This is a genomic window from Staphylococcus sp. HMSC062A01 (assembly GCF_001836805.1).
Lineage (GTDB): Bacteria > Bacillota > Bacilli > Staphylococcales > Staphylococcaceae > Staphylococcus > Staphylococcus haemolyticus.
On record NZ_KV830602.1, the window covers coordinates 1 to 23,148 of the forward strand.

A 23,148-nucleotide genomic window follows, 5' to 3' on the forward strand; every position below is an offset into this window, starting at 1 on the left:
AATGATAAAGTAGGCTGAGACATTTTATTTTGTCTCAGCCTCTTTTTAATTTCACAAATTATTAAAATTTTTATTGTAAATAAAGAGGTAGTAGGATATAATTTTTGATGAAATTGATAATCGTTTTCAATAGGAGGATGTTATGAAAAAGTTAATTTTACCTTTACTTGTTCTAATCATCGTTTTAGCTGCATGTGGTAATAATGGTGGTTCAGGTAAATCCGATTCAAAAGAAGAAACAAAATCATATAAATTAGATAGTGGGAAAACTATAAAAATCCCTAAAGATCCAAAACGTATTGCGGTAGTAGCACCTACTTTTGCGGGTGGTTTACATAAATTAGGCGCAAATATTGTTGCAGTAAATAATCAAGTTGATCAAAGTCCAATTTTAAAAAATAAATTTAAAGACACGACTAAAATTGGTGAAGCTGACGTTGAGAAAGTTGCTAAGAAAAAACCTGATTTAATTATTGTTTACTCTACTGATAAAAATATTAAAAAATATCAAAAAATTGCCCCAACAATTGTAGTTGATTATGGAAAACATAAATATTTAGAACAACAAGAAATGCTAGGTAAGATTATGGGTAAAGAAGACGAAGTTAAAAAATGGGAAGACAAATGGAAGAAACAAACTGAAAAAGATGGAAAAGAAATCAAAGATGCAATTGGTAAAGATTCAACAGTTTCTATCTTAGATGAATTTGATAAAAAAGTTTACACTTACGGCGACAACTGGGGTCGTGGTGGCGAAGTATTATATCAAGCCTTTGATTTAAAAATGCCTAAAGGCCAACAAGATTTAGTTAAGAAAGAAGGTTGGGCTGAAGTAAGCCAAGAAAAAATTGAAGACGTAGCTGGTGATTATATCGTATCAACTGGTGAAGGTAAATCTAAACCAAGTTATGAAACAACTAATATATGGAAAAATTTACCTGCAGTGAAAAATAATAACGTTATTGAAGTTAAAGCTGAAACATACTGGTATAATGACCCTTATACGCTTGACTTTATGAGAAAAGATTTAAAAGACAAGTTACTTAAAGCTAGTAAATAATAAAATATAAAAACTATAATCAATTATTTATGATATTTAAGCTATGATTACATATAATGTAGTCGTAGCTTTTTTAAATTTACAAATGTATGTAAGGAGGAATCTTTTTGCGTAAAGTATATTTTAATCACGATGGTGGAGTAGATGATTTAATATCTTTGTTTTTATTATTACAAATGGATGATATCGAATTAGTAGGTGTTAGTACTATAGGAGCAGATTGTTATTTAGAACCTTCAGTCAGCGCTTCATGTAAAATTATAAATCGATTTTCTAATAATTCTTTACAGGTTGCGCCGTCCTATGAACGTGGGGCTAATCCTTTTCCAAAAGAATGGAGAATGCATGCATTCTTTATGGATGCGTTACCCATATTAAATGAATCAACTACCAATAAACAGTCTACCATCAGTGATATAGAAGCGTATGAGGACATTATGAGAGTATTAAGTCAATCAAGTGAACCTGTAACTTTGCTATTTACTGGACCACTAACAGATTTGGCTAAAGCGCTTAAAATTGAACCTGGCATTCAAAATAATATTGAAAAATTAGTTTGGATGGGCGGAACGTTTCTCGAAAAAGGTAACGTAGAAGAGCCTGAACATGATGGTACAGCTGAGTGGAATGCGTTTTGGGATCCGGATGCGGTTAAGACAGTATTTGATAGTGAAATAGCGATAGATATGGTAGCTTTAGAAAGCACCAATAAAGTTCCGTTAACATTAGACATTCGACAAATGTGGGCTGATAAACGTCAATATCCAGGTGTAGATTTTTTAGGTGTTAGCTATGCTGCAGTACCGCCTTTGACACACTTTATTACAAATTCTACATACTTCTTATGGGATGTCTTAACCACTGCTTATATAGGGAAACCTGATTTAGTTCAATATAAATCATTGAATGTAGATGTAGAATTTAAAGGGCCTAGTCAAGGACGTACATTTATTAAAGAAAGTGGGCGTTCTATCAAAGTTGTCACTGATGTTAAGCATGATGACTTCTTTAATTATATTACTGATTTAGCTAAAAAAGTAGATTCTCCTTCTTAAATGTAAACTTTATATTTTATAAAGTTTACATTAGTGGTATAATCATTTTCGTAGAAGGAGGATACAACATGAATACAAGAAATTTAGTTTACACAGCTTTAATGACAGCAATTATTTGTGTTTTAGGATTGGTACCAGGAATCCCGCTTCCAATTATGCCAGTACCTATTGTTTTACAAAATATAGGCATATTTTTAGCAGGTATTATTCTAGGTAAAAAATATGGGACACTGAGTATCATTGTCTTTTTACTATTAGCTGCTGCAGGTTTACCAGTTCTATCTGGTGGACGTGGAGGAATCGGAGTATTTGCGGGACCATCAGCAGGATTCTTATTCTTATATCCAGTAGTTGCATTTGGTATAGGATTAGTGAGAGACCGATACTTTAATAATATTAACTTTGCGATATTATTAGTCGCTACTTTAGTTATTGGTGTATTATTCTTAGATATCGTGGGTACGATTATTATGGGCTTCATTATAAATATCCATGCAAGCAAAGCATTCTTATTGTCATTTACATTTATACCTGGAGATATTATTAAAGCCATTATTGCAAGTTTAATTGGTGTAACTCTTTTAAATCATTCACGGTTTAAAAGTTTGATACAATAAATTTATCAAGCTAATAGGGTGGGTGAATATAGCTATGTCAAATATATCAATACATAATATTGCGCAAGATGGGCATTTATATCATGAAGATAAGCAGAAAATTATTTATTTAACGCCTTCAGAACCGCTTAAGTATGATACGAATAAGTGGTTTTATAAAGAAATGCCCACATTAGATCAGTGGTTCAAGGATATGACCTCTCAATATGAACTGCATCAAAAACAGGATTCAAATCACTTAGCGTTTACTTTTCCAGAGAATGAAAGATTAAGCCAGGAGTGGATAAATGCAATTAAAGATAGAGATTTTCAATTAGGCATACTTGAATTCTATATTATAGAAGGAACTGAATTAACACAGTTAACTAGTAGAAATGATGTAGACATTAAAGAAGTTGATGAAAGCAATATAGAAGATTATTTGAATATCTATTATTCATTTGCATTGCCTTATGGTAAACCATTTGCTATTGAAAGTATTAATAATGTAAGACAAACCATCCTACAAAAAAAAGACAATAAAAAACGATTAGTTGCTTATGTTGAAAATGAACCAGTAGGGACTGTTGATGTTATTATTACTGACGTAACTATTGAAATTGATAGTTTTGGTGTAATTGAGCAATTTCAAAGACAAGGTATTGGGTCAACAATACAAGCATACATAGGTAACTTAGCAAATGAACGACCAGTTATACTTGTAGCTGATGGAGAAGAAACAGCAAAAGATATGTATTTAAAACAAGGTTATACGTATCAAAGTTTTGTTTACCACATAGTTAAAGAAGAAGTTAATTAAATAAGGCACAGAGTAGTTTAAACTAATTATTCCAACTACTCTGTGGCTTTAATACGTTCAGGATGACTATAAACATTAAAACTTCCATCTCTAATAAAGCCAATAGCAGTAATATTTAAATCGTTGGCTAATGTAATAGCTAAAGTCGTAGGTGCGGATTTAGATAATATAACGCCTACACCTATTTTAGCCGCCTTTAATAATATTTCAGATGAAATACGTCCACTAAAAATAAGCACCTTATTTCTTACAGGAATACGTCTTTCAAGACAAAACCCATATAGTTTATCTAGAGCATTATGGCGACCAATATCTTGTCTATGTTCGAAAAATTCATTACCATCGCTAATGGCGGCATTGTGCAACCCACCAGTTTGTTTAAATAATGTACTTGCAGTTTGTAATCCAGTCATCATATTGAGTACTTGTTTAGGAGTTAATGTTATTTTTGACATTGAGGTTTTAGCTATTGCCGCATCATTGTGAAAGTAAAATTCTCTACTTTTTCCGCAACAAGATGCAATCATGCGTTTAGTAGAGTATTCAAAGCGATCGCCTAAATCTTTAGTTAACTCTACATGTGCAAAGCCTTTGCTATCATCTATTTGTAATGATTTTATTTCTTCGTTTTTATAAATAGCTCCCTCTGAGGCTAAAAATCCAACTACAAGTTCTTCCATATGTGTCGGGCTACAAATAACCGTTGCGAATTCCGTACCGTTTACATTGATAGTCAATGGAAATTCTGTAACATAACTATCTGTTGTATTTATTAATTGTCCATCTTCATAGCGGATAATAGATTGCCCCTGTAACACATCTTTGTTCATTTATATTTCTCCTTTAAGGATATGTAATTCTATATTAAAACTTTTAGTCACAATTTGAAAAGATTTAAATTACATATAAATAATTAATAGTATATTAAATGTATTTAATAATATGGATATTAGGTGGATTTTTATAATTTATACCTTTCAAAAGATTAAGAATAGCGTATAATTGAATGTATAAAAGGAAGGGGTTAAGAAATGAATATTAAACATTTCATGGCAGTGATTGCTACTTTAGTAATTATTTTAGCAGGATGTTCAAATTCTGGTAGTAATGATAGTGGCAATAAATCATCTGATTCTAGTAAAAAAGATAATGACAAAAAACAAGAATTACAAATTTCGGCAGCAGCGAGCTTAGGTGATGTTAGTAAAGCATTAGAAAAAGAATTTAAAAAAGATCATAAAAATGTTGATGTAAGCTTTAACTATGGTGGTTCAGGCGCATTAAGACAACAGATCGAAAAAGGTGCTCCAGCTGACGTATTCATGTCTGCAAATACTAAAGATGTTGATATGTTAAAAGACAAAGACAAGGCACACGATGCATATAAATACGCTCATAACAAACTTGTCTTAGTCGGAGATAAAAATAGCGATAAATCATCAGTTAAAGATTTACAAGATAATGAAAAATTAGCGATTGGTGAAGTTAAAACAGTTCCAGCAGGTAAATATGCGAAACAATACTTAGAAGATCAAGGTTTATACGGTGAAGTTAAAGATAATTTAGTTTACGCTAAAGATGTTAAACAAGTATTAAATTATGTTGAAAAAGGCAACGCTGAAATGGGCTTTGTTTATGAAACTGATTTATATACTGATAAAAAGAAAACAGATAAAGTAAACGAAATTAAAGAAGCTGAACTTAAAAAACCAATCACTTACGAAGCAGGTGTTACTTCAGATAAGAAACTTGCAAAAGAGTGGATGGACTTCTTAAAATCTAAAAAAGCAAAAGATATCTTGAAAGAATATCATTTTGAAATTTAGGAGGTAATAAGTATGCCTGACATTACACCTTTTTGGATTTCGATTCAAGTGGCTGTCATAAGTACCATTATTGTATCAGTATTAGGTATCTTTGTTTGCCGGTTGCTTTATAAAGGAAAAGGGCATCTTACTAAACTCCTTGAAAGTTTTATATTATTACCCATTGTTCTACCTCCTACGGTGCTAGGGTTTATTTTACTTATAATATTTTCTCCTAGAAGTGTTGTAGGACAATTTTTTGAAAACATACTACATCTTCCAGTAGTATTCACAATGACAGGTGCAGTAATTGCATCTGTCATTGTTAGTTTTCCGTTAATGTATCAACACACTATTCAAGGATTTAGAAGTATTAACCCGAAAATGCTAAATACTGCTCGCATCATGGGGGCAAGTGAGAATAAAATATTCTATCGTCTAATTTTACCGCTATCTAAACGTTCAATTATAGCGGGTATAATGATGAGTTTTGCACGTGCAATAGGTGAATTCGGTGCAACATTAATGGTTGCAGGCTATGTACCCAATAAAACTAACACGTTACCACTTGAAATTTATTTCTTAGTTGAACAAGGTAGAGAAAATCAAGCTTGGTTATGGGTGCTTGTGTTAGTCGCATTTTCAATTACGGTAATTGGTGTATTGAATTTTACGAATAAAGATAAATATAGGGAGGTAGAGTAGATGTTAGAGTTAAAGCTTCAATATCAATTAAAAAAGACATTTATTGATATTAACATTAACGATACAGTCCCTAAAATTTATGCAATCCGAGGGCCTTCTGGAATAGGTAAAACCACAGTGCTAAATATGATAGCAGGTTTAAGAACACCAGATAAAGCCTATATCAAAGTCAATGACAGACTGATTATTGATACTGAGCATAAAGTCAATCTGAAAATACAAAATCGCAAAATTGGCTATTTATTCCAAGATTACCAATTGTTTCCTAATATGACAGTTTACAAAAATATAACTTTTATGTCTAAACCATCTGTCCATATAGATGATTTAATGGATCGTCTAAATATTCATTATCTAAAAGAGCAATATCCATCGACACTTTCTGGTGGAGAATCTCAACGTGTTGCTTTAGCTCGAACACTAAGTACAAAGCCAGACTTGATTTTATTAGATGAGCCATTTTCAAGTCTAGATGATGCAACGAGAGATGAAGGAATAAATTTAATTAAACGTATTTTTAAAGAATGGAAAATACCAATCATCTTTGTCACACATTCTAATTTTGAAGCTGAAGTATTGGCTGATAAAATTATTAAGATAGGTTAATTAAAGATAGATTGGGATTAAAATTATAAAATTTTAGCGTTATAGCAGAATTATGATTATTATCTAAGTTAACAAGATGCTTATAATAGACTATTATTAAATCTAGTCAACATTGCGGGTGTGGCCGATGAATTCATATTGAATTCTGTACCACTCCCGCTTTGTTCGATATAATGATAGAAATGGATATTAACTAGAGAGGGCAATGAAAATGACGAGTGAACGTTATTCTAGACAAACTTTGTTTAAAGGAATAGGACACGAAGGACAACAGAAAATTAGTCAAAAACATGTACTCATTGTTGGTATGGGAGCGTTAGGAACCCATGTTGCTGAGGGTCTCGTTCGTGCGGGAATCAAAACACTTTCAATTGTAGATAGAGATTATATTGAATTTAGCAATTTACAACGACAAACATTATTTACTGAAGAAGATGCTAATACTATGTTGCCTAAAGTTGTAGCAGCGGAACGCCATTTAAAAGCATTGCGCCATGACTTGAAACTAAAAACTTTTATTACACATGTCGATTATTATTTTTTAGATAAGTATGCTAAACATGTAGATCTTATTATTGATGCGACAGATAATTTTGAAACAAGACAATTAATTAATGACTTTTCTTTTAAAGAGAATATACCTTGGATATATGGTGGTGTCGTGCAGAGTACTTATATAGAAGCAGCATTTATTCCAGGAGAGACACCTTGTTTTAACTGTTTAATGCCTCAACTACCAGCAATTAATTTAACTTGTGACACTGTAGGTGTTATACAACCTGCTGTTACGATGACTACAAGTTTTCAATTGCGAGATACCTTTAAATTATTAACTGAGCAATCAGTGCCTACTAAATTAACTTATGGAGATATATGGGATGGTCAACATTTTACATTTGGTTTTAGCCGTATGTTTAGAAAAGAGTGTCCAACATGTGGTTCAAATCCTTCCTTTCCATATTTAAATAAACAGCATACATTATATGCAACGTTATGTGGTAGGGATACAGTACAATATGATAATGATAAAATTTCCCAGGAAATGGTACGTGAATTTCTTAAGCAACATCACCTTAATTATCGAGAAAACAAATATATGATAATGTTTGAATATAAAGGACATCGAATTGTTAGTTTTGAGGGTGGACGAATGCTTATACATGGTACAACGAAGACGTTAGATGCCATTCATTTAATCAATCAATTATTCGGATAGGAGTGGAATTAATGCATCAACATGATCACGCGAAAGTAGATAGAATGATTCAATGTGCAGTTTTAACTGTATCTGATACTAGGGATAAAGAGACGGATAAAGGTGGTCAACTTGTACAAACTTTAATACAAGATATCAATGTCGAAGTATTAAATTCAAACTATGCTATTGTCAAAGATGATAAAGTAGCTATTCAATCTCAAATTGAACAATGGTTGGCATCTGATATTGATGTCATAATTACAACTGGTGGAACTGGCATTGCACAAAGAGATGTTACGATAGAAGCGGTTAAGCCACTTTTGGATAAAGAAATCGAAGGTTTTGGAGAATTATTCAGATATTTAAGTTACACAGAGGATGTCGGAACTAAAGCATTGTTATCAAGAGCAGTCGCTGGTTCAGTGAAGAACAAATTAATTTATACTCTACCAGGATCTACTGGAGCTGTGAAATTGGCTATTGAAAAGTTAATCAAGCCAGAATTAAACCATATGTTGCATGAATTGAATAAATAAAAAAATAGTCATGGATTTAAACTTAAATGATAGGTTTCCCTAATTGAAGTTTTGCATCCATGACTTTATTATTTAAATTGAAACATTATATGAGCGCTCGAAATAACTTAACGACGATAGTCACCAGATTTGCCACCTGATTTTGATTCAAGGTAAGTCTCACCGATAATCATACCTTTATCGACTGCCTTGGTCATATCGTAAACAGTTAAAGCAGTTGCAGAAGCGGCTGTTAATGCCTCCATCTCAACGCCTGTTTTTCCTGTAGTGGAGACAATAGCCGTGATATTTAATGTGTATGTAGTATTATCATTAATTTGCCAGTTAAATTGAACATCTATACCTGTTAAAGGTAGAGGATGACACATAGGTATAATCGTCGATGTGTTTTTAGCTGCCATAATACCAGCAATTTGTGCAGTGTTAAGTACATTGCCTTTTTTATTAGTATTATCTATAATTTGTTGATAAATTGTTTCATTAACAGTAATGCTAGAATGAGCTTGAGCAGTACGTTTAGTAATATTTTTATTTGAGACATCTACCATTTTAGCATTACCTTGTTCATTGATATGAGTGAATTTTGACATAATAACCCTCCTGATAGGGTTAGTATATCATGATTTTAAATTATAATTTGGAGATGATAAGTATGTCAGTTGAAAAAAGAAACCCAATACCAGTTAAAGAAGCGATAAATCGTGTTGTTCAACAGGATATATATTTGAATACTACAGAAGTGATGTTAGAAGATAGCTTAGGATATGTACTTGCGGAGAATATTGTTGCAACTTACGATATTCCTCGTTTTAATAAATCACCTTATGACGGGTTTGCTATTCGAAGTAAAGATTCTGCTGGTGCATACTCAGAAAATCGTAAACAATTTAAAGTGATTGATCATATAGGCGCAGGTTCAGTTTCAGATAAAATACTAGGTCAAAATGAAGCAGTACGTATTATGACAGGAGCCCAAATTCCAGAAGGTGCAGATGCAGTAGTCATGTTTGAACAAACAGTTGAGGATGGAGATACGTTTACAATACGTAAGTCATTTGAAGCAAATGAAAATGTATCTCTTAAGGGTGAAGAAACAACAACAGGTGATATTGTCTTGAAAAAAGGTCAAATCATTAATCCAGGTGCAATAGCCGTTCTAGCAACATATGGTTACTCTAAAGTTCCTGTGACACAACGCCCAAGTATTGCAGTCATTGCAACTGGTAGTGAACTATTAGATGTGGATGATGAATTACAACCAGGTAAAATACGCAATTCAAATGGTCCAATGATCAAAGCACTATCTGCAAAAGCTGGATTAAACGTTGAAGCATATAAAATTCAACAAGATGATTTGCAAAGTAGTATTTCAGTTGTCAAAGATGCCATGTCAAAACATGACATCGTAATTACTACGGGTGGCGTTTCTGTTGGAGATTTTGACTATCTACCTGAAATTTACAAAGCTGTAAATGCAGAGGTGTTATTTAATAAAGTTGCAATGAGACCAGGTAGTGTAACAACCGTAGCTGTTGCAAATGGGCAATATTTGTTTGGTTTATCAGGTAATCCATCAGCTTGTTTCACTGGATTTGAATTATTTGTCAAACCTGCGATTCAACATATGATGGGGGCAACTGCCTATTACCCTCAAGTTGTTAAAGCTACTTTAATGGAAGATTTTACTAAGGCGAATCCCTTTACTCGTTTTATTCGAGCATCTGCTACATTTTCACAGAGTGGTGCGACAGTAGTGCCATCAGGATTTAATAAATCTGGTGCAGTAGTAGCAATTGCACATAGCAATTCAATGATTATGTTGCCAGGGGGCACTAGAGGATTTAAAGCAGGTCATACAGTTAATGTTATTTTAACTGAATCGAATGTCTATGAAACGGAAATGACACTATGATTTTGCAAATAGTTGGTTTTAAAAATTCAGGAAAAACAACCTTGATGCAACATACGATAGAATTTTTAAAATCTTATGGTTACACAATAGTCACAATCAAGCATCATGGCCACATTGGTGATGATATAACGCTTCAAGAAGACCATGTAGATCATATGAAACATTTTAATGCTGGAGCAGATCAAAGTATTGTGCAAGGTGAACACTATCAACAAACTGTCACGCGTGCATATAAACAAAATCTTACTCAAATGATTGACCAATCTGTTACAATTGATTGTAATATCATTTTGGTTGAAGGGTTTAAAGATGAACATTTTGATAAAGTGGTCGTCTATCAGACTACTGAAGAATTAGAACAGTTAAAGCAATTAACTAGTGTTAAATATTGTTATTATGTTCATGATAAACATGCGTTATCACAATATGATTATTGGTTATTACAATGGATAGAGCAAAGGGATTGACATTAAATGAAACAATTTGAAATCGTTACTAAACCCATCCAAACAGAACAGTATCGAGAATTTACTATAAATGAACACCAAGGTGCTGTAGTTGTATTTACAGGACATGTAAGAGAATGGACTAAAGGTATTAAAACAGAATATCTAGAATACGAAGCATATGTACCTATGGCAGAGAAAAAATTAGCACAAATAGGTGATGAGATAGAAACGCGTTGGCCAGGGACGATTACAACAATTGTTCATCGCATTGGGCCACTTCAAATTTCAGATATAGCAGTGTTAATTGCAGTTTCATCACCCCATCGTAAAGATGCATATAGAGCTAACGAATATGCTATTGAACGTATTAAAGAAGTCGTTCCAATCTGGAAAAAGGAAATTTGGGAAGACGGTGCAGAGTGGCAAGGACATCAAAGAGGTAGCCACGATCTAGCTACTAAAGGAGAGGACTAACGTGAAGGTATTATACTTCGCTGAAATAAAAGAAATTTTGCAAACTGATAGTGAAACAATTGATATTAATGAAGCAATTAACGTTGATGCTTTTAAACAATATCTGTTTGAAAGACATCCTTCAATTAAATCTAAAAAGTTTCAGGTTGCAGTAAATGAAGAATTTGTACAGGATGAGGATATCATACAACCAACAGACATTGTTGCATTGATTCCTCCAGTAAGTGGAGGTTAACGGGAAATGAAAGCAATTATTTTAGCAGGTGGTCATTCAGAACGTTTTGGTAAGGCAAAGGCATTTGCCGAAATAGATGGACAATTATTTTACCAACAAATTGTTCAAACCTTACAAGAAACTAATATGTTTAATGATATTATTATAAGCACCAATGATCAATTAGCTAATCAATTTAAACATGACAATGTTATTATAGATGACGCTAACAATAAAGATAAAGGTCCACTTGCTGGTATTCATACTGTAATGAAACAATACAACGATGAAGAACTGTTTTTTGTAATATCTGTTGATACCCCTATGGTAACAGGTAAGGCTATTAGTGCTTTATACCAATTTTTAGTATCAAGACTCATAGAAGATCAAATTGATATAGCTGCTTATTCTGAACATGATCGAGTTATACCAACTATAGCCTTTTATCATCCAAATTGTATAAACGTTATGGATGAAGCTTTAGCTTCGAATGATTATAGTTTACGACATGTTTATAATAATGTGACGACGGAATGTTTAGATGTTACTAACATACAATCACCTGAATATTGGTATAAGAATATCAACTATCAAGAAGATTTAGATGACTTGAGACAACAGATAAATCATTAAGGAGGGTCCATTTATGGTTGCACAAATCAAAGATAAATTAGGTCGACCCATTCGCGATTTGCGTATCTCAGTAACAGACCGTTGCAATTTTAGATGTGACTATTGCATGCCTAAAGAAATCTTCGGTGATGACTATGTATTCCTACCTAAAGATGAGTTATTAACGTTTGAAGAAATGGTTAGAATCGCGAAAGTGTATGCAGAACTTGGTGTGAAGAAGTTACGTATAACTGGTGGCGAACCACTACTTAGACGAAATTTATATCAACTTATAGCTGAGTTAAATCAAATTGATGGTATTGAAGATATCGGTATGACCACTAATGGTCTATTATTAAAAAAACATGGACAAAAATTATACGATGCCGGTTTGCGTCGCATTAATGTTAGTTTAGATGCCATAGATAATGAAGTGTTCCAAGCGATAAATAATCGCAATATCAAAGCAACTACCATTTTAGATCAAATTGATTACGCCGTTTCTATTGGTTTCCATGTTAAAGTAAACGTTGTCATTCAAAAAGGTATTAATGATGATCAAATTATTCCAATGGTAGATTACTTTAAAGATAAGAATATTGAAATCAGATTTATCGAGTTCATGGATGTAGGTAATGATAATGGGTGGGATTTTAGTAAAGTTGTAACTAAAAATGAGATGCTAGATATGATTGAGTCTCATTTTGATATTGAACCAGTACCCCCAAAATATTTCGGAGAAGTAGCGAAGTACTATAAGCACAAAGATAATGGCGCTCAATTTGGTTTAATTACAAGTGTGTCAGCATCATTTTGTTCTACTTGCACGAGAGCACGATTATCATCTGATGGTAAATTTTACGGATGTTTATTCAGTACTGTTGAGGGCTTTAATATTAAATCATTTATACGATCAGGCGTAACTGATGACGAATTAAGAGAACAACTTATAAGCTTATGGAATGTTCGAGATGATCGTTATTCAGATGAACGTACAGAGCAAACGGTTAAAAATAGACAACGCAAAAAAATTAATATGAACTACATCGGTGGTTAGATATACTTCTCTAGCAATGGTTTACGAGTATTGCTAGAGTTTTTTTATTTTTGGAAAATATATTCAATTAATAGTTTAAATTTAAAGTAAATCATTATTGAATGTAATACCTATGATTAAAGAATATGATTATCATAATAGCATTGAGTATATGAATAACTGAATTTGTATTAAATATTAATCGGAAAATAAATAAAATTTGTAATAGATTAAATTGTGTATATGTTATATAATTTTATTAAGGAAATTCAATTTATAAAGCTATAACTACATCTTAGAATCTACATTGGAGGGCTTTAATTATGACAACAGAAAAAGTACAACGTTTTATTGCAGCAGAAAGAGAATTAAGCCAGTTGAAACATTGGTTAAAATCATCGTACAAAATCTCAATAGAGGAATTTGTAGTGTTATTTAAAGTTTATGAAGGTAAGAAAATTAGTGGTAAGGAGTTACGTGACACATTACATTTCGAGATGTTGTGGGATACAAGTAAAATAGATGTAATAATACGTAAAATTTATAAGAAAGAACTTATTTCTAAATTACGATCTGAAACTGATGAACGACAAGTATTTTATTTCTTTAATGCAACGCAACAGAAATTACTTGATAAAATGAAATCTGAAATTGAAGCAATTAGTATTGCTAATTAATAGATTATAAAAAGCGCTGGGAAATATTGACATATTTTCTAGCGCTTTCTAGATATTAATTTAATTGTGTTTTTACTTTTCTTCCATGAACAATAAAGTAAAGTACGGTGCTAAGTGCGGCGACGATAGCCATTATCATATAAACTTCTGTATAACTAATGAAACCTGTGAATAAGCCTAATAAAGATGGACCAAATCCTATACCTATATCTAGACCAATAAAGTAAGTTGAAGTTGCAATCCCATATTTATTAGTAGGTGACACTTTAATGGCAATAGCCTGCATAGATGATGATAAATTACCATAACCAATACCTAAGAAGACACCAGCTAGTAATAACATCCATCCACTATAACTGAATACTAATACTACAAAAGTAATGATAAGTGCGATAAATGCAGGATAAACGACAACATTTTCAGTACGTGCATCAATCATTTGACCTGCAATTGGACGTGTAATTAAAGAAGCGATCGCGTAACAAATAAAGAAGTAACTAGATGCTTCTAATAAATGACGTTGTTCAGCAAAAAATTTCAAGAAAGTCAGTATAGAAGCATAGTTCAGTGCAATAATCATCATAACTATTGATACTGGTACTGCTTCTTTTGCAATGAAGTTGTGTATATTAAAGCCTGATGCTTTAGCAATTTTAGCATCTGTTTTATTAAGAACAGCATCAAAATCAAGTTTAATAAATAGTGAAATTATTAAACTGATCACACCTAAAACTACACATATAGCAAATAGTAAATTGATAGAGAATGATTTTAATAATAAGATACCGAAGAATGGGCCTATAGCTGTACCAAGTACTAAACTAAGTGAAAATAGACTAATACCTTCGCTCTTACGCTCAACAGGTGTGACATGTGCTGCAATAGTACCAGTTGCAGTAGTAGCTATAGCAGTCGCAATCCCGTTAATTAGACGTACGAACATTAAGAATGTGATTGATCCAGGGATGAAGTAAAGTAATTGTGTAATCACAAGCAATAATAATCCAGTAATTAATATTTTTTTTGGACCAAATTTATTTACATATTTACCAGTTCCAAATCTACCTATTAAAGAACCGATAATAAATAATCCTACTACTAATCCAGCTAAACTATCTGAGGCGTGATAAGTAGTCTTACAATAATCAGCAATAATTACTAATAAAAGATACATACATAAATAAACGAAAAAATTGATTGAGAAATTGACTGTAAAACTTTTCGTGAAAATAGGCTGCTTTACATTCTTATTCTGAGTCATTCTGATTCCTCCTCTAAGAATGCATGATGAAGTTTGTTCATTACTGAAATAACATTTTCAAGTTCTATGTCAGATAATCCAGCATTTTTAATAAGCTCACGCTGAACTGGTAATATCTTACAATAAACGTCTTCATATAATATTTGACCTTTATCAGAGAGACTTAGTAACTTCTCACGTTTATCTTTCTTACTTGGTTCTACAATTAATAACTCTTTATCATATAACACTTTAATAATTTTACGTGTAGTGGGTTTTTCTATAAAACGACGTTTAGAAATATGAACTAAGGTCGTTGGAGAGGTACTGGCAATATCTCTTAAGATCAACCATTGACCAGGATGTAAATCAAATTGGTCGAGTATCGATTGCGTTCGTTTCATATATGGTCGGTATAAACCGATGAAACTGTTAAAAAATTCTTTTGTTAACATAATAAACTCCTTTCAACAAGTTAGCTTTGCTAACTATTTTGAGACAAAAATTATTATATGACGTTTTTTTAAAAAATGCAATACTAAATCAATAAGTTATGTGAATAAAAGAAGTAATCATACAAGAAGTTTGATAAGATAGATGCAAGTCGAACAATTAAAGGGGAATACGATCAATGGAACTCAGATTTGACCATATTATTCATTATGTAGACAACCTTAAAAATTTTAAATATCCAGGAGAAATTCTGAAAATTAGTTCTGGTGGCAAACATCACAAATTTGGAACATTCAATCGTTTATCATATATTAATGAAAATTACATAGAATTGATAGATGTAGAAGATAAAGAAAAATTAAATAAAGAGGCTAAAACAGAAGAAGGTCGTGTTGCTTTTGCGACTAAAATCGTTCAAGATCACTACAAACAAGGGTTTAAAACAATTGCATTAAGAACACCAAATATTGAATTAATAAAACAATCTTTAGAAGAACGCAACATTGATACGATTGGACCAGTGGAAATGCATAGAGAGAATAAAAAAGGTGATAAAGTAAATTGGAAATTACTTTACATTGCAGACCCTGATTACATGGTAAAGCCTCCATTTTTCATAGAATGGGAGGAAAGGGAAGAAGTGCACAATCAGAAATTAGACCCTCTTTTCCAAAAACAATTTAAAATCCATAAAATAATTCTTGATAGTGAAAAACGCTCTAAAACACTATCTAAATGGAAAAAATGGTTCGATGTGACTATCCTTGAAGAAGGAGATAATTATACAGATGTACAATTAACGGTAGACAATATTATTTACCGTATTCAAGATGGTAAAACGTCAGGCTATAACACGATTATATTTAAAGATACAGAAACAACTACACCATACTCAATTATTACGAAAGGTGCAAAATATCGATTCGAGCCTGAAGATTAGTATAGATAAATATAAGTACTATGGGCGATTAGTGCCATATGAACGATTGAAAGTATTAGAGATAATATGCTGAGATATGTAGTTACTTTAGACTTCCTTAAAAGCAAGAAAAAGATAGTTAAGACGAATGACAGTCCAACGAACATTACTCTTAAACTAAAATATGAAACTGTTAAAGGTTGAGTCATAATGACAACAATAGCTATCGCGTTAAACAAAATAAATAGTATTAATAATAAATATCGCATGTTAAACCTCTTTTTAAAGACTAATTTAAAATTTTAAGTTTATATATTATATCAAAAATTTAAAACTAGAAATAATATTTTAATTGAACGGCGAGTTTGTCGACACTCAAAACATGACATTGTATAATTATAATTAATGTAAAGAAAAAGGAGTTTTTATAGCATGGAAAAGATGAATATCACTAACCAAGAGCATGATGCGTTTGTGAAAGCTCATCCTAATGGTGATTTATTACAGTTAACAAAATGGGCAGAAACTAAACGCCTAACAGGATGGTATTCAAAGCGTGTGGCAGTGGGCGAAGATGGTGAGATTAAAGGTGTAGGTCAATTATTATTTAAAAAGGTACCTAAACTACCATTCACGCTATGTTACGTTTCTCGTGGTTTCGTAACGGATTATAGTGATAAAGCTGCATTGGAACAGTTATTAGAAGAAACTAAAAAAGTAGCTAAAGCAGAAAAAGCCTATGCTATTAAAATTGATCCAGATGTAGAAGTTGATAAAGGCATAGATGCACTTAAAAATTTAAATGCGCTAGGTTTCAAACATAAAGGTTTCAAAGAAGGGTTGTCTAAAGACTATATTCAACCACGTATGACAATGATTACGCCAATAGATAAATCAGATGAGGAAATATTCCAAAGTTTTGAGCGCCGTAATCGTTCTAAAGTAAGACTCTCATTGAAACGTGGTACTAAAGTTGAACGTTCAAATCGAGAAGGGCTTAAAAATTTCGCTGAATTAATGAAAATAACAGGAGAACGTGACGGCTTTTTAACACGTGATTTAAGCTATTTCCAAAATATTTATGATTCACTTCATGAAGATGGCGATGCTGAATTATTCCTTGTGAAATTAGAACCAAAACCTGTCTTAGATGATATTGATAATGAACTTGAGGAACTTGAAAACGAAAAAACACAACTTCAAAATAAATATGAGAGAAAGCAAAGTAACAAGACTAAAAATAAATTAAACGATGTCGAAGCTAAAATTCAAAAATCTATTGAAAGAAAAGACGACATGACTGACTTATTAGCAAAACATCCTAATGGAATTTATTTATCTGGTGCATTGTTAATGTTTGCAGGATCTAAATCATATTATTTATATGGTGCTTCATCGAATGATTACCGTGATTTCTTGCCTAACCATCATATGCAATATGAGATGATGATGTTTGCGCGTGAACATGGCGCTAAAACATATGATTTTGGTGGAACTGATAATAATCCAGATAAAGACTCTGAACACTACGGTTTATGGGCATTCAAACGTGTCTGGGGCACTTATTTAAGTGAAAAGATAGGGGAATTTGACTATGTATTAAATCAACCCCTTTATCAATTAATTGAACAAGTTAAACCGCGATTAACAAAAGCTAAAATTAAAATTTCTCGTAAATTAAAAGGCAAATAGTCATTAACGATTAAATTTAAATCTGAACGATTCCACAATAATCATTGTGACGTTCAGATTTTTTTAGGATAATAGGAATGATTAAAAAAAAATTATAGCTTTTTAAAAGAAAAAGAATGGGGGAAGTAAATAAGTGATAAAGAAGATGTTAACGTTCTCGTTGGGAAATAAATTCGCAATTTTCTTAATGGTTGTTTTAGTAATTTTAGGAGGCGTATATTCTAGTGCTAAATTAAAATTAGAATTACTTCCTGATGTAGAAAATCCAGTTATATCTGTACAAACAACAATGCCAGGTGCTACACCTCAAACAACCCAAGATGAGATTAGTTCTAAAATTGATAACCAAGTACGATCTCTAGCATATGTTAAAAGTGTAGAGACACAGTCGATACAAAATGCATCAATTGTAACTGTTGAATATAATAACGGTACAGACATGGATAAAGCTGAAGAAGTATTAAAGAAAGAAATAGATAAATTAGACTTTAAAGATGGGGTTAGTGAGCCAGAATTAACACGAAATTCTATGGATGCATTCCCAATTGTAGCTTATTCATTTACTAATAAAAATGATGACTTAAAAACCACAACAAAAGAAATTAATGACCAACTTATTCCTAAATTACAAACCGTTGATGGCATTCAGAATGCTCAACTTAATGGTCAAACAACGAGACAAGTTACATTAAAATTTAAACAAAACAAATTAGATGAAGCGGGACTAACGGCTGATGACGTAGAAAATTACATAAAAACAGCAACTCGTGAAACACCTCTAGGATTATTTCAATTTGGAAAAAATGAAAAATCTTTAGTAGTAGATGGTCAATTTAAATCTGTTAAAGCACTCAAAGACTTAGAAATCCCATTAACAATAAGTGGTCAGAGTCAATCAGGCAGCAGTGATGATCAATCGAGTAGTGAGATGAGTAGTACTGGAGATAATATATCATCTTCAAGTTCTCAACCTCAAATGACTAATCAATCTCAAGCTTCAAGTGGAGAAATGCCTAGCGTCCCATTAAGTGATTTAGCAACAATAACTGTAGGAGATGAACGTGAGTCAATTTCTAAGACGAACGGTAAAGATGCAGTTAATGTACAAATTATGAAAGCACAAGATGCCAACACAGTTCAAGTTGCTAAAGAAGCTCAAAAGAAAATTGATGAATTTGTAAAAAATAATGATGACATAAAAGCTACGAAAACCATGGATACTGCTAAACCAATTGAAGATTCATTATATACAATGGTTGAAAAAGCAGCTTTAGGAACGATTGTCGCAATTATAGTTATCTTATTATTCTTGAGAAATATTAGAACAACGGCTATCTCAATTGTTTCCATTCCGCTTTCGATTTTAATAGCACTTATCGCATTAAAATTAAGTGATGTATCGCTAAACATTTTGACATTAGGTGCATTAACAATTGCTATCGGTCGTGTGATAGATGACTCAATTGTTGTTGTAGAGAATATTTATCGAAGATTATCAGATCCTAAAGAAGAATTGTCTGGCAACAATTTAGTCATTAGTGCAACAAGAGAAGTATTTAAACCGATTTTATCTTCTACAATTGTTACTATAATCGTGTTCTTACCACTAGCATTTGTGTCAGGTTCAGTTGGTGAAATGTTTAGACCTTTCGCATTAGCAATTGCGTTTAGTTTATTAGCATCTTTACTTGTATCCATTACTGTGGTGCCAGCATTGGCTTCTACATTTTTCAAAAAAGGTATTAAGTTAAAACGTAATTCACAACATCAGAATGATAGAGGACTAGGTATTGTAAGCAAGAGTTATCGTAAAATTTTAAACTGGTCATTAAATCATAAATGGATTGTCTTAATTATTAGTGTCGTTATTCTAGTAGGAAGCATTGCGTTAGGTGGTGCAAAATTAGGTACAAGCTATATTTCAACAGGTGATGACAAATTCTTAGCCGTAACCTATACACCTAAACCCGGTGAAACTGAAAAAGCTGTTTTAGATCATGCAAAGCAAGCACAAAAATATTTACAATCCAAGGATAAAGTAAAAACAGTTCAATATTCAGTGGGAGGTCCTTCACCAGCAGACCCAACTGGTAGTACGAATAGTATGGCTATTATGGTTGAATATGACAAAGATACACCTAACTTTGAAGAAGAGCCTGATAAAGTTATCTCCCATTTATCAAAAATGAATCAACCAGGTGAATGGAAAAATCAAGACATGGGTAATGGTTCCGGTAATGATTCAGTTGAAGTTACAGTCAAAGGGCCATCTACGAATGCAATTAAAGATACAGTTGCTAAAGTAGAGCAAAAGATGAAATCAGTAAACGGGATCACCAATGTAAAATCAGATTTATCGCAAACCTATGATCAATATGAAATTAAAGTAGATCAAAATAAAGCAACAGAGAAAGGTATTTCTGCAGGACAATTAGCATTAAATTTAAATGAGAATTTGCCTGAAAAGACGATTACTACAGTTAAAGAAAATGACAATAAAGTCGATGTTAAAGTAAAACAAAACAAGCAGACGGATTGGTCTCGAAATAAATTAAATAATATGGAATTAAAATCCCCAACAGGCGAAACGGTAAAACTTAAAGATATAGCCGAACTAGAACGTACAACTACGCCAAGTAAATTAGTTCAAGAAGATGGTGACTATGCAACAACTGTTTCCGGTAAAATTACTGATTCAGACGTAGGTGGTGTATCTAGTAAGGTAATGAATAAAATCAATAATATAGATAAACCAGACAACGTTAAAATTAATGTGGGTGGTGCTACTGATGACATTAATCAAGCAATGACTCAATTGGCATTCGCCATGTTAGTCGCTATTGTTATCGTATATTTAGTATTAGTCATCACATTTAAAGGTGGCTTAGCACCTTTCACAATACTATTCTCACTACCATTTACTATTATTGGTGTCGTATTAGCATTATTGATTACAGGTGAAACAATATCTGTTCCAAGTTTAATTGGAATGTTAATGTTAATTGGTATCGTAGTAACCAATGCCATAGTGTTAATTGATCGTGTGATAACAAATGAACATGAAGGTATGTCAATGAAGGAGGCATTGTTAGAAGCGGGAAGCACTCGTATTAGACCAATTCTTATGACTGCCATTGCAACAATTGGTGCATTATTGCCTTTATTATTTGGACAAGATAGTTCAATATTAATTTCAAAAGGTATGGCAGCAACTGTAATCGGAGGGTTGATTTCATCCACACTACTTACATTAATTGTTGTTCCCGTAATTTACGAAATTCTCTTTACACTTAAAGGTAGGTTAACAAGACAATAAAGAACAAAAGCCTGGGACATTAATCAATGTCTCAGGCTATAACTATATATTGGCAGTAGTTGACTGAATTATACTAATTTAATACATGATAAAAGTTAAAATAACATAAATGATAAATAATATAACTGATAAAATATTTAAAATTGAAACAGCTTTAGTATCATGTTTCAATTCTTTGAATGCGGTAACTTCAACATTACCAACAAGTAATGCTAAAACAATAAATACCCACCAGTTTTCAGCAGGGAATTGTAGAGTTGTAACTGCTAGTACAAACAGTAATAATACACCCATAATAATGCGTAAAATGCGAGTAATAATCGAATGCATTTTAAAAATGCTTATGTAACTAACGATGAGATATAAAATAGGCAATAATAATAAGTAAAGTTTCACTTGTTGTCTTCCTTTCTATAATGAACCTTAGACAAAATATAATTTTGATTCTATATAACAAATTCGAAGTAGCTGACTGAATTATTGAATAGAAATCATACTAGATTTACACAACTTTAATCATCTCATAAGATAGAAAAATTATTTATTTCTGACGTAACTTTGAACGTATCTCAGAGATTTGTAATTCAATATTTTCAAGTTGCTTAACGAGAGGGTCTATATTTTGATTTAAAGATTCCCGTTTCTCGAGGTCATTTTGTAAACGAACATAATCATACTTTAATTCATCTAATTGTGATTCTAAATTCATTAATCTTAAACCCCTTTAATTTCAAAATTTAACAATCACATTGAATTATATCATGAAACAATCCACTTCTAAAAATGAAGTAAATTATGTTAAAGTAATTAACTGTAATAATAATGTTAAAAAGAAGGAAGGAACTATCGTGACAGAGCAGTTTATAATGATTATTCTTTTAATCGCATTAGGTTATTTATTGAAACGGATAAACTTTTTAAAAGCGGCAGATAGTCAGGTATTATCAACATTAGTGCTCAATGTCACACTACCTTCTTTAGTCATTGTCAATCTCAATAGTGCAGAATTAGATTTTTCATTTTCGATATTACCTATAATGATGATTGTGTATGGCGTCCTTGCTAAAGTCACTGTATTGTGGCTGTTTAATAAGCATAACAATCATATAAAAGGTACAGTTGGAATGATGACTGCATCACTTAATATAGGTTTATTTGCATATCCACTTGTTGATACGATTTGGCCAAAAAATGGAATGATTTATTTTGGAATGGCTGATATAGGTGGGGCAATTATTATGTTTGGAGTAACTTATTTTGTAGGAAGTTATTTCAGTCAAGGTGGAGATCAGTTTGATTTTAAATTTTTAGGCAAAAAATTAATTACTTCTGTGCCCCTTGTCACATATATCGTCATGTTTACTTTAAATATGTTAAATATTCATTTGCCTAAAGTATCAATTGATTTTTTCACTATAATATCTAAAGCGAATATGCCACTATCAATGATTCTTTTAGGTGTTATGCTTAATTTTAAAATTGAACGTCATTTCCTACCAATCGCAGTTAAATATTTATTAGCTCATTATGGTTTAGGTTTATTAGCTGGTTTACTCGTTCATTTCTTCTTACCCGTTTCAGATAATATGATTAAAACGACATTACTCATTGCTTGGTTATTACCAGTAGGAGTAGCGATTATTCCGTATTCTATTCAATTTAAATACAAGACATTGCCTTTAGTAGGTATGGTTACTAACATTTCGATTATCTTGAGTATAATCATTTTATATGTTTATCAAGCGATATTTGTTTGATTAAATATGAAAAAAG

At 32.0% G+C, this 23,148-nt stretch carries 26 protein-coding genes; 20 read left to right on the top strand and 6 right to left on the bottom strand.

Annotated elements, in window-relative coordinates; all coding sequences use genetic code 11:
• Positions 1 to 142 precede the first annotated feature (142 nt).
• From HMPREF2715_RS01730 to HMPREF2715_RS01745, 4 genes are all read left to right on the top strand, one after another.
• Positions 143 to 1,060 (top strand): ABC transporter substrate-binding protein, encoded by a 918-nt coding sequence (locus tag HMPREF2715_RS01730; RefSeq protein WP_070581217.1) that lies wholly within the window; start codon positions 143 to 145, stop codon positions 1,058 to 1,060.
• A 107-nt stretch (positions 1,061 to 1,167) separates the two neighbouring features.
• Positions 1,168 to 2,115, top strand: coding sequence for a nucleoside hydrolase (locus HMPREF2715_RS01735; protein ID WP_070442438.1), 948 nt, complete (start codon positions 1,168 to 1,170; stop codon positions 2,113 to 2,115).
• A gap of 68 nt (positions 2,116 to 2,183) precedes the next feature.
• Complete coding sequence (locus HMPREF2715_RS01740) at positions 2,184 to 2,732, top strand: biotin transporter BioY (protein WP_070442434.1); 549 nt, start codon at positions 2,184 to 2,186, stop codon at positions 2,730 to 2,732.
• 34 nt (positions 2,733 to 2,766) lie between these two features.
• Positions 2,767 to 3,531 (top strand): GNAT family N-acetyltransferase, encoded by a 765-nt coding sequence (locus HMPREF2715_RS01745; protein WP_070485077.1) that lies wholly within the window; start codon positions 2,767 to 2,769, stop codon positions 3,529 to 3,531.
• Between the two features lie 35 nt (positions 3,532 to 3,566).
• Here the strand turns inward: HMPREF2715_RS01745 and fdhD are convergent, their stop codons facing one another.
• Complete coding sequence (gene fdhD, locus HMPREF2715_RS01750; protein WP_070581218.1) at positions 3,567 to 4,361, bottom strand: formate dehydrogenase accessory sulfurtransferase FdhD; 795 nt, start codon at positions 4,359 to 4,361, stop codon at positions 3,567 to 3,569.
• A gap of 201 nt (positions 4,362 to 4,562) precedes the next feature.
• Here fdhD and modA point away from each other — a divergent pair, with 201 nt between their 5' ends.
• The 5 genes from modA (at position 4,563) to HMPREF2715_RS01775 (ending at position 8,381) form a co-directional block, all read left to right on the top strand.
• A complete protein-coding gene (gene modA, locus HMPREF2715_RS01755) occupies positions 4,563 to 5,357 on the top strand; it encodes a molybdate ABC transporter substrate-binding protein (RefSeq protein WP_070581219.1) in 795 nt (264 codons plus the stop codon).
• A 12-nt stretch (positions 5,358 to 5,369) separates the two neighbouring features.
• On the top strand, positions 5,370 to 6,041 hold the full coding sequence (gene modB, locus HMPREF2715_RS01760; protein ID WP_070442426.1) for a molybdate ABC transporter permease subunit: 672 nt from the start codon (positions 5,370 to 5,372) through the stop codon (positions 6,039 to 6,041).
• Positions 6,042 to 6,647: an ATP-binding cassette domain-containing protein gene (locus tag HMPREF2715_RS01765; protein ID WP_070442423.1), complete on the top strand. Its 606-nt coding sequence runs from the start codon at positions 6,042 to 6,044 to the stop codon at positions 6,645 to 6,647.
• Between the two features lie 211 nt (positions 6,648 to 6,858).
• Positions 6,859 to 7,863 (top strand): ThiF family adenylyltransferase, encoded by a 1,005-nt coding sequence (locus HMPREF2715_RS01770; RefSeq protein ID WP_070442420.1) that lies wholly within the window; start codon positions 6,859 to 6,861, stop codon positions 7,861 to 7,863.
• Positions 7,864 to 7,874: 11 nt separating this feature from the next.
• Positions 7,875 to 8,381 carry a MogA/MoaB family molybdenum cofactor biosynthesis protein gene (locus HMPREF2715_RS01775; protein ID WP_011275100.1) on the top strand — a complete coding sequence of 169 codons (507 nt, stop codon included), beginning with the start codon at positions 7,875 to 7,877 and terminating at the stop codon, positions 8,379 to 8,381.
• A gap of 107 nt (positions 8,382 to 8,488) precedes the next feature.
• Here HMPREF2715_RS01775 and moaC read toward each other — a convergent pair whose 3' ends face one another.
• Entirely contained in the window at positions 8,489 to 8,971 is a 483-nt protein-coding gene (moaC, locus tag HMPREF2715_RS01780) for a cyclic pyranopterin monophosphate synthase MoaC (protein ID WP_011275101.1), read from the bottom strand.
• Between the two features lie 62 nt (positions 8,972 to 9,033).
• Here moaC and glp point away from each other — a divergent pair, with 62 nt between their 5' ends.
• From glp to HMPREF2715_RS01815, 7 genes are all read left to right on the top strand, one after another.
• Entirely contained in the window at positions 9,034 to 10,293 is a 1,260-nt protein-coding gene (gene glp / locus HMPREF2715_RS01785) for a molybdopterin molybdotransferase MoeA (RefSeq protein WP_070442417.1), read from the top strand.
• The gene (gene mobB / locus HMPREF2715_RS01790; protein WP_070581221.1) at positions 10,290 to 10,760 is read left to right on the top strand and encodes a molybdopterin-guanine dinucleotide biosynthesis protein B; all 471 of its coding nucleotides are present in this window, start codon (positions 10,290 to 10,292) and stop codon (positions 10,758 to 10,760) included. The genes glp and mobB overlap by 4 nt, the downstream gene beginning before the upstream one ends.
• 6 nt (positions 10,761 to 10,766) lie before the next feature.
• The gene (locus HMPREF2715_RS01795; protein ID WP_070442412.1) at positions 10,767 to 11,216 is read left to right on the top strand and encodes a molybdenum cofactor biosynthesis protein MoaE; all 450 of its coding nucleotides are present in this window, start codon (positions 10,767 to 10,769) and stop codon (positions 11,214 to 11,216) included.
• 1 nt (position 11,217) lies between these two features.
• Entirely contained in the window at positions 11,218 to 11,451 is a 234-nt protein-coding gene (moaD, locus tag HMPREF2715_RS01800; protein ID WP_070442409.1) for a molybdopterin converting factor subunit 1, read from the top strand.
• A gap of 6 nt (positions 11,452 to 11,457) precedes the next feature.
• Complete coding sequence (mobA, locus tag HMPREF2715_RS01805; protein WP_070581222.1) at positions 11,458 to 12,063, top strand: molybdenum cofactor guanylyltransferase MobA; 606 nt, start codon at positions 11,458 to 11,460, stop codon at positions 12,061 to 12,063.
• A gap of 13 nt (positions 12,064 to 12,076) precedes the next feature.
• Positions 12,077 to 13,099, top strand: a complete 1,023-nt coding sequence (gene moaA / locus HMPREF2715_RS01810; protein WP_053016652.1) for a GTP 3',8-cyclase MoaA — start codon at positions 12,077 to 12,079, stop codon at positions 13,097 to 13,099.
• Positions 13,100 to 13,401: 302 nt separating this feature from the next.
• On the top strand, positions 13,402 to 13,755 hold the full coding sequence (locus tag HMPREF2715_RS01815) for a SarA family transcriptional regulator (protein WP_011275108.1): 354 nt from the start codon (positions 13,402 to 13,404) through the stop codon (positions 13,753 to 13,755).
• A gap of 55 nt (positions 13,756 to 13,810) precedes the next feature.
• Here the strand turns inward: HMPREF2715_RS01815 and HMPREF2715_RS01820 are convergent, their stop codons facing one another.
• Positions 13,811 to 15,016: an MFS transporter gene (locus HMPREF2715_RS01820; protein WP_070839229.1), complete on the bottom strand. Its 1,206-nt coding sequence runs from the start codon at positions 15,014 to 15,016 to the stop codon at positions 13,811 to 13,813.
• Complete coding sequence (locus HMPREF2715_RS01825) at positions 15,013 to 15,450, bottom strand: MarR family winged helix-turn-helix transcriptional regulator (RefSeq protein WP_070581224.1); 438 nt, start codon at positions 15,448 to 15,450, stop codon at positions 15,013 to 15,015. Before HMPREF2715_RS01825 ends, HMPREF2715_RS01820 begins: the two co-directional genes overlap by 4 nt.
• Before the next feature lie 176 nt (positions 15,451 to 15,626).
• On the opposite strand from HMPREF2715_RS01825, the gene HMPREF2715_RS01830 reads away from it, so the two are divergent.
• The 3 genes from HMPREF2715_RS01830 (at position 15,627) to HMPREF2715_RS01840 (ending at position 21,375) form a co-directional block, all read left to right on the top strand.
• Positions 15,627 to 16,388: a VOC family protein gene (locus HMPREF2715_RS01830; protein ID WP_070581225.1), complete on the top strand. Its 762-nt coding sequence runs from the start codon at positions 15,627 to 15,629 to the stop codon at positions 16,386 to 16,388.
• A 411-nt stretch (positions 16,389 to 16,799) separates the two neighbouring features.
• Positions 16,800 to 18,059, top strand: a complete 1,260-nt coding sequence (locus HMPREF2715_RS01835) for a lipid II:glycine glycyltransferase FemX (RefSeq protein ID WP_070581226.1) — start codon at positions 16,800 to 16,802, stop codon at positions 18,057 to 18,059.
• Between the two features lie 133 nt (positions 18,060 to 18,192).
• Entirely contained in the window at positions 18,193 to 21,375 is a 3,183-nt protein-coding gene (locus HMPREF2715_RS01840) for an efflux RND transporter permease subunit (RefSeq protein WP_070581227.1), read from the top strand.
• Positions 21,376 to 21,453: 78 nt separating this feature from the next.
• Here HMPREF2715_RS01840 and mspA read toward each other — a convergent pair whose 3' ends face one another.
• The gene (mspA, locus tag HMPREF2715_RS01845) at positions 21,454 to 21,771 is read right to left on the bottom strand and encodes a membrane stabilizing protein MspA (RefSeq protein ID WP_011275115.1); all 318 of its coding nucleotides are present in this window, start codon (positions 21,769 to 21,771) and stop codon (positions 21,454 to 21,456) included.
• Between the two features lie 145 nt (positions 21,772 to 21,916).
• Positions 21,917 to 22,084, bottom strand: coding sequence for an SE1832 family protein (locus tag HMPREF2715_RS11805; RefSeq protein WP_110709153.1), 168 nt, complete (start codon positions 22,082 to 22,084; stop codon positions 21,917 to 21,919).
• Positions 22,085 to 22,223: 139 nt separating this feature from the next.
• Here HMPREF2715_RS11805 and HMPREF2715_RS01850 point away from each other — a divergent pair, with 139 nt between their 5' ends.
• Positions 22,224 to 23,132 (top strand): AEC family transporter, encoded by a 909-nt coding sequence (locus tag HMPREF2715_RS01850; protein WP_070581228.1) that lies wholly within the window; start codon positions 22,224 to 22,226, stop codon positions 23,130 to 23,132.
• The last annotated feature ends 16 nt before the right edge of the window (positions 23,133 to 23,148 follow it).